Source organism: Peterkaempfera griseoplana (genome assembly GCF_001418575.1).
GTDB classification, from domain to species: Bacteria; Actinomycetota; Actinomycetes; order Streptomycetales; family Streptomycetaceae; genus Peterkaempfera; species Peterkaempfera griseoplana.
In genome coordinates this window covers 1-7,145 of the sequence record NZ_LIQR01000245.1, presented here as the reverse complement: position 1 = coordinate 7,145, position 7,145 = coordinate 1, and the positions used below count along the sequence as shown (strand labels likewise).

The window sequence follows — 7,145 nt, the reverse complement described above, 5'->3', positions numbered from 1 at the left end:
CGGTGGCCGCCGACGGCACCGTCACCACCCTCGAACCCGAGCCGGACCTGACGCCCGCAGCAGCGGAGCAGCCGGCCGACGCCGCCCCGTTGGCGCCCGTGGCGCCCGAGGCCCCCGCGGAGCCCCAGGCTCCCGCGGACCCCCAGGCCGAGGTGCAGCCCCAGGCCGAGGTGCAGCCCGGGCCCGAGGTGCAGCCCGAGGCCGAGGTGCAGCCCGGGACCGAGCCGGAGGCCGAACTGCCGACCGGCCCCGAGGCCGAGTCTGAGCCGCAGCCCGAGCCCGAGCCCGAGCCCGAGCCCGAGGCCCAGGAGCCGCAGCCCGAGCCCGAGGAGCCGCAGGGACCGGCCGCCGCCGGCTACGAGGAGTCGATGCGCGAGGCCGTGCACCGGGTGATGCGCGAGCGCCGCGACATCCGCAACGGCTTCCGCCGCGACCCCATCCCGCACGAGGTGCTGATCCGGGTCCTGGAGGCCGCTCACACCGCCCCCAGCGTCGGCTACTCCCAGCCCTGGGACTTCGTGGTGATCCGCTCCGCGAAGACCCGCAAGCGGATGCACGAACTGGCCGAGCGGCAGCGCGACGCCTATGCGGCCTCGCTGCCCAAGGGCCGGGCCAAGCAGTTCAAGGCCCTCAAGATCGAGGCGATCCTGGAGACCCCGGTCAACATCGTGGTCACGGCCGACCGCACCCGCGGCGGCCGCCACACCCTCGGCCGCCACACCCAGCCGCAGATGGCCCCGTACTCCGCGGCCCTGGCCGTGGAGAACCTCTGGCTGGCCGCCCGCGCCGAGGGGCTGGGCGTCGGCTGGGTCTCCTTCTTCGACGAGCGCGAGATGGTCCGTGAACTCGGCCTGCCCGAGCACCTCGACGTGGTGGCCTACCTCTGCGTCGGGTACGTGGACGCCTTCCCCGACGAGCCGGAGCTCCAGCAGGCCGGCTGGGCCAAGAAGCGCCCGCTCTCCTGGGTGGTCCACGAGGAGCAGTACGGCAACCGGGCACTGCCCGGCGAGGAGCGGCGCAGCGTCCTGGAGGACACCCTGCGCGGCATCCGCCCGCTGGACGCCAAGGCGCTGGGCGAGGCCTGGGACCGGCAGAAGCGGATGACCAAGCCGGCCGGCTCGCTGGGCATGCTGGAGATAATCTCCGCCCAGCTCTGCGGGCTCTCCCGCAAGTGCCCGCCGCCGATCCCGGAGCCCGCCTGTGTGGCGATCTTCGCGGGCGACCACGGTGTGCACGACCAGGGCGTCACCCCGTGGCCGCAGGAGGTCACCGCCCAGATGGTGGGCAACTTCCTCGCCGGGGGCGCGGTGGTGAACGCCTTCGCCGCCCAGGTGGGCGCGGAGGTCTGCGTGGTCGACGTGGGCGTCGCCGCGGAGCTGCCGGCGCCGGTCCAGGAGGGCCGTACCACCGGGCTGCTGCCGCGCAAGGTCCGCCCCGGCACCGCCGACATGACCCAGGGCCCGGCGATGAGCCGGGAGGAGGCGCTGCGCGCCCTGGAGATCGGTGTGGAGACCGCCCGCGACCTGGTCGCGGCCGGCAACAAGGTGATCATCACCGGTGACATGGGCATCGCCAACACCACCCCGGCCGCGGCGCTGATCTCGGTCTTCACCGGAGCCGACCCGGCCGAGGTCACCGGCCGCGGCACCGGGATCGACGACGAGACCCACGCCCGCAAGGTCGAGGTCATCCGGCGCGCCCTGGAACTGCACAAGCCCGACCCGGCGGACCCGATCGGCGTGCTGGCAGCCGTCGGCGGCCTGGAGCACGCCGCCATCGCCGGCCTGCTGCTCGGCGCCGCCTCGCTGCGCACCCCCGTGATCCTGGACGGTGTCATCGCGGGCTCCGCCGCGCTCGCGGCCAAGGCGATCGCCCCCGAGGTGCTCGCCGCCTGCATCGCCGGGCACCGCTCCGCCGAGCCGGGCCACAAGATCGCGCTCGCCAAGCTGGGACTGCGTCCGCTGGTCGACCTGGACCTGCGGCTCGGCGAGGGCACCGGCGCACTGCTGGCCCTCCCGGTGGTGCAGTCCGCCGCCCGGGCGATGCACGATGTGGCCACGTTCGACTCCGCCGGGGTGACCGAGAAGCACTGACCCCGCCCACCGCGGCACACCGCTCCGCAGCCGGTCCGAGGGCGCACCGGCTGCGGGGCCGCACCCGTATTGCCACCGACCCCGTTCCGCCTCACGCACAGGAGTCCCGCCATGGCCGCGCCCATCCCCAGCCCCGACGCGACCCCCTACCCGGTGGGCCTGCGTCTCGACGGACGCCGGGTCCTGGTCGTCGGCGGCGGCCAGGTGGCCCAGCGGCGGCTGCCCGCGCTGATCGCCGCCGGGGCCAGGATCGACCTGGTCTCCCCGGCCACCACCCCGGCCGTGCAGGCCATGGCCGACGCCGGTGAGATCAGCTGGCACCCCCGCGGTTACCTCCCGGGCGACCTGGAGGGCGCCTGGTACGCCCTGGTCGCCACCGACGACCCGGAGGTCAACGCGGCGGTCAGCGCCGAGGCCGAGGAGCGCCGGGTGTTCTGCGCCCGCAGCGACGACGCCTCGGCCGCCACCGCCTGGACGCCGGCCACCGGCCGCGACGGCTCCGTCACCGTCGCGGTCCTCTCCGGCGACCCCCGCCGCTCCGCCGCACTGCGCAACTCCTTCGTCGAGGGCCTGCGCGACGGTACGGTGACCGCCCGCCACCACCGCGAGCGCACCCCCGGGGTGGCCCTGGTCGGCGGCGGCCCCGGCGACCCCGACCTGATCACCGTGCGCGGCCGGCGGCTACTCGCCGACGCCGATGTGGTGGTCGCCGACCGGCTGGCCCCGCGGGAGCTGCTCGCCGAACTGCCCCCGCACGTCGAGGTGATCGACGCCGCCAAGATCCCCTACGGCAGGGCGATGGCCCAGGAGGCCATCAACCGCACGCTGCTGGAGCACGCCAGGGCCGGGAAGTTCGTGGTCCGGCTCAAGGGCGGCGATCCCTATGTCTTCGGCCGCGGCATGGAGGAGGTCATCGCCTGCGCGGAGGCCGGCGTCCCGGTCACCGTCGTCCCCGGCATCTCCAGCTCCATCAGCGTCCCGGCCGCCGCCGGCATCCCGGTCACCCACCGCGGGGTCACCCATGAGTTCACCGTGATCTCCGGCCATGTCGCCCCCGGCGACCCGCGTTCGCTGGTCGACTGGGAGGCCGCCGCACGGATGCGCGGCACCCTGGTCCTGCTGATGGCCGTGGAGCGGATCGAGGCCATCGCCGCCACCCTGATCGCCCACGGACGGGCCGCGGACACCCCCGTCGCCGTGGTCCAGGAGGGCACCACCGCGGCCCAGCGCCGGATCGACGCCACCCTCGCCACCGTCGCCGAGACCGTGGTCGCCGAGGACGTCCGGCCGCCCGCCGTGGTCGTCGTCGGCGATGTGGTCACCGTCTTCGGGGGCTGACCCGGCGGCACCGGTGCCGGGCCCGGCCCGGCACCGGTTTTGGCGTCGCCGCCCCTCTGCGTGCAGGATCGTGGGGTGGCAGAGATCAACACCGTCGAGGACCCCGCCGACCCCCGTCTCGGCGACTACACCGCCCTGACCGACGTGGAGCTGCGGCGGCGCCGCGAACCCGCCGAGGGGCTCTTCATGGCCGAGGGGGAGAAGGTCATCAGACGCGCCCTCGCCGCGGGCTACCGCATGCGGTCCATGATGCTCACCGCCAAGTGGACGGAGGTGATGCGCGATGTCATCGAGGCGTCCGAAGCGCCCGTCTACCGCGTCACCCCGGAACTCGCCGAGGCCGTCACCGGCTACCACGTCCACCGCGGGGCCCTGGCCGCCATGCAGCGCAAGCCCCTCCCGGACACCGCCGAAGTGATCGCGGACGCCCGCCGGGTCGCCGTCTTCGAGGACATCGTCGACCACGCCAACATCGGCGCCGCCTTCCGCAACGCAGCCGCGCTCGGCATCGACGCCGTCCTGCTCACCCCGCGCTGCGCCGACCCGCTCTACCGCCGCTCGGTCAAGGTCTCCATGGGGGCGGTCCTCCAGGTCCCCTGGACCCGTGTCGACCCCTGGCCCCAGGGCATCGAGACCCTGCGGGCCGCGGGCTTCGTCACCGCCGCGCTGACCCTGGCGAAGGACTCCGTCGACCTCCGGGAGCTCGCCGCCCGCCGCTACCCCCGGCTCGCGCTGGTCTTCGGCACCGAGGGGGACGGGCTGCGCCGCCGTACCGTCGCGGCCGCCGACCTCTCGGTGACCATCCCCATGGGCGGGGGAGTGGACTCGCTCAATGTCGCGGCCGCCTCAGCGGTGGCCTTCCACGCGACCGCCCCCTGAGGCCCCGGACCCCGCTGCCGGCCATGGGCCAACGGGACGGCAGGGCGGCCCACCCGGAGTGGCACCCCGGCACCGGGGGCATGCTCCCTATCCGGAGCGGTGGAGCGGACCCTGCTCCATCTGCGGACGGAGCGACCCTGAGCAGCAGCAGTGCATCCCACCAGACGACGGGCCCCGGCGGCGGCGTTCTCACCCTCGGTGTCGAGGAGGAGTTCCTGCTGGTCGACCGGACCACCGGGGCCGCTGTGCCCTACGCACCCGCGGTGGTGTCACGGGCCGCCGAGGAGTTCGGCGCCGAACGCATCCAGGCCGAGCTCTTCCCCACCCAGATCGAGACCGCCAGCCGGCCCTGTACCTCGCTCGCCGACCTCCGCGCCGACCTGCGGCTGCTGCGGCAGGGCATCGCCCGCCACGCCCGCGCCGCGGGCTGCCTGCCGATGGCGGGCGGCACCGCCGTGCTCCCGGCCGCAACCGAGGTGCCGGTCACCGACACCCCCCGCTACCGCAGACTCGCCGACCACTTCCGCCCCATCGCCGAGGCACAGGCCGAGGGGGTCTGCGGCTGCCACGTCCACGTCGGCATCGCCGACCGCGAGGAGGCCGTCCAGGTCGCCAACGCGCTGCGCCCCTGGCTGCCCACCCTGGAGGCGCTGGCCGCCAACTCGCCGTACCACCACGGGCGGGACACCGGTTACGCCAGCACCCGGATCCTCATCTGGTCGCGCTGGCCCACCGCCGGCCCGACCCCCCACTTCACCTCGGCCAAGGCCTACGACGACCTGGTCGACGCGCTGGTCGACTCCGGGATGCTGCTGGACCGCAAGATGGTCTACTGGCACGCCCGGCTGTCCGAGCACTACCCGACGCTGGAGATCAGGGTCGCCGACGTCAACGCCGACCTGGACACGGTGCTGCTCTTCGCTGCGCTGGTGCGCGGCCTCTGCGGGACGCTGCTCGCCGAGATCCGGGCCGGGCGGTCCTTCCCGCCGGTCGGCGACTCCCTGCTGCGCGCGGCGCACTGGCGGGCCGCCCGCGACGGCCTGGAGGGGCAGGGCCTGGACCTGTTCAGCGGCCGGCTGCTCCCCGCCGGTGAACTGCTGCAGCAGCTGGTCCGGTACGCCGGGCCGGGCCTGGAGGAGGCGGGCGACCACGCCACCGTGGCCGACCTGCTGCGCCGGCTCCAGCACTCCGGCGGGGGAGCGGCGCAGCAGCGGACGGCCTTCGCCCGCCGCGGCCGGTTCCAGGACGTGGTGGAGCACCTGACCGCGCTCACCGGCGCGGCCGGGGCCTGATGAGCTCCACCGGGCGGCCCGGTTCTCCCGGGTCCGTGGGGAGAGCTCCGTACCCGGGCGGTCCGGGACGGCGTGACGGGGGGAGAGCCACGTCACATCCGCCATCCGTCACATCGGGCAGGGCTGCGCCGTCAGAGCTGTGTACCCACGGACAACGGCGTAGGAGCCCATCATGGACGCACGACTGAACCTCTTCGGCAACCCGGTCGGGGCCAAGGTCCTCAAGTACCTCGCCTCGGCGGGCAAGGCGGTCACGGACTCGGGGCTGCCGGCCGCGACGCAGGAGCTGGTGAAGATCCGCGCCAGCCAGATCAACGGCTGCGCCTTCTGCACCGACATGCACACCAAGGACGCGGCACACGCCGGGGAGACCGCGGTCCGCCTCAACCTGGTCGCGACCTGGAGGGAGGCCACGGTCTTCACCGACGCCGAGCGCGCGGCCCTGGAGCTCACCGAGCAGGGCACCCGGATCGCCGACGCCGCCGGAGGCGTCCCGGACGAGGTCTGGGCGAACGCCGCCAAGCACTACGACGAGGACCAGCTCACCGCCCTGGTGTCCCTGATCGCCGTCATCAACGCCTACAACCGCCTGAACGTCGTCGTCCAGCAGCCCGCCGGCGACTACCAGCCCGGCCAGTTCGGGTGACCTGCCGGTGCGGACGGTGAGGGGGCGGAACCGGGCCCCCGGCCGACGCCCCGGGCGCGGCGTGCGGGGTCCGGGGCGTTCGGTGCCGCGAGGCGGCCGGGAAGGCCGTGACCGGGCTTCCCGACAGGCCGGGCGGGGATGTGCACCGGCGGTCGCGGGGGCCAGGCCGGTGGAGGCCTGCCGGAGGCGGTACCTGCCGGTTTAGTTGCCGGAAGCGCCGGCGCCCGGCCAGGCCTCCTCCAGGGTGCCGTCGCCCCGGACGGTGTAGCGGGTGGCGGTGACGGACTCCTGGCCGGGGACCTTCTCCTCCCGCAGCAGCGACCCGCGCACGATCCGCCACTCCGCCGTCGCCCCCGGGTCGGCAGCCGAGGTCCGGGCGGCCAGCAGCACGGGGTCGGATCCGGAGAAGCCGAACACCTCCACCAGGTCGACGGGGACCGCGCCCTCGGTGCGGTTGAGCACCACCACCGCGGCCGGGGCCCCGCGGTAGCGGGCGGAGAGCACGGTGGTCAGCGAGACCTGGGCGCCGTCGTGTGCGGCGACACCGTTGCGGAGCGCGATCGCCGCCCCGTCGCCCGGGTCGGGGTAGGTGCGGTTGGCCCAGTCGACCTCGGGCGGTGCCTCGGCCGACGGTGACAGCCAGCTGTCCCCCGGGGCCGTCGGCGCGGCGGGGGTGGGGGAGAGCAGCGCCGCTCCGTCCACCGACGGCCGGTAGCCGGTACGGACCCCCTGCGGGTGGTGCTGCCCCTGGTTCTGGTTGCGGTCGTGGCAGCCCTGTGCGGCGGCGATGGCCAGCGCCACCCCCAGCGTCACCGTGACGAAGACCACCAGCCGCTGACGCATCAGCCGCCGCCGGTCGGGCGGCGGCTGATGCGTCAGCGGCTGGTGGTCTTCGTC

5 protein-coding genes and 1 pseudogene are annotated in these 7,145 nt (G+C 74.9%); 5 read left to right on the top strand and 1 reads right to left on the bottom strand.

All coding sequences use genetic code 11. The features are described 5' to 3' along the window. The 5 genes from cobT to AOK09_RS18640 form a co-directional block, all read left to right on the top strand. A partial coding sequence (gene cobT / locus AOK09_RS18660; protein WP_245687360.1) for a nicotinate-nucleotide--dimethylbenzimidazole phosphoribosyltransferase occupies positions 1–2,093 on the top strand: 2,093 nt, incomplete at its 5' end. 111 nt (positions 2,094–2,204) lie between these two features. Beyond that, positions 2,205–3,431 (top strand): uroporphyrinogen-III C-methyltransferase, encoded by a 1,227-nt coding sequence (cobA, locus tag AOK09_RS18655; protein ID WP_055588342.1) that lies wholly within the window; start codon positions 2,205–2,207, stop codon positions 3,429–3,431. A gap of 75 nt (positions 3,432–3,506) precedes the next feature. After that, entirely contained in the window at positions 3,507–4,310 is an 804-nt protein-coding gene (locus tag AOK09_RS18650) for a TrmH family RNA methyltransferase (protein WP_055588341.1), read from the top strand. A gap of 23 nt (positions 4,311–4,333) precedes the next feature. Continuing rightward, on the top strand, positions 4,334–5,602 hold the full coding sequence (locus tag AOK09_RS18645; RefSeq protein ID WP_245687359.1) for a carboxylate-amine ligase: 1,269 nt from the start codon (positions 4,334–4,336) through the stop codon (positions 5,600–5,602). 172 nt (positions 5,603–5,774) lie between these two features. After that, entirely contained in the window at positions 5,775–6,248 is a 474-nt protein-coding gene (locus AOK09_RS18640; RefSeq protein ID WP_055588340.1) for a carboxymuconolactone decarboxylase family protein, read from the top strand. A gap of 201 nt (positions 6,249–6,449) precedes the next feature. On the opposite strand, the pseudogene AOK09_RS18635 reads toward AOK09_RS18640, so the two are convergent. After that, positions 6,450–7,145 (bottom strand): annotated as a pseudogene (locus AOK09_RS18635) (hypothetical protein); the annotation flags it as partial.

Bases quoted from the DNA above. Each gene is read 5' to 3' on its own strand.
- AOK09_RS18645 (WP_245687359.1), top strand. From the start codon at position 4,334: ATGGGCCAACGGGACGGCAGGGCGGCCCACCCGGAGTGGCACCCCGGC.
- AOK09_RS18640 (WP_055588340.1), top strand. From the start codon at position 5,775: ATGGACGCACGACTGAACCTCTTCGGCAACCCGGTCGGGGCCAAGGTC.
- cobA (WP_055588342.1), top strand. From the start codon at position 2,205: ATGGCCGCGCCCATCCCCAGCCCCGACGCGACCCCCTACCCGGTGGGC.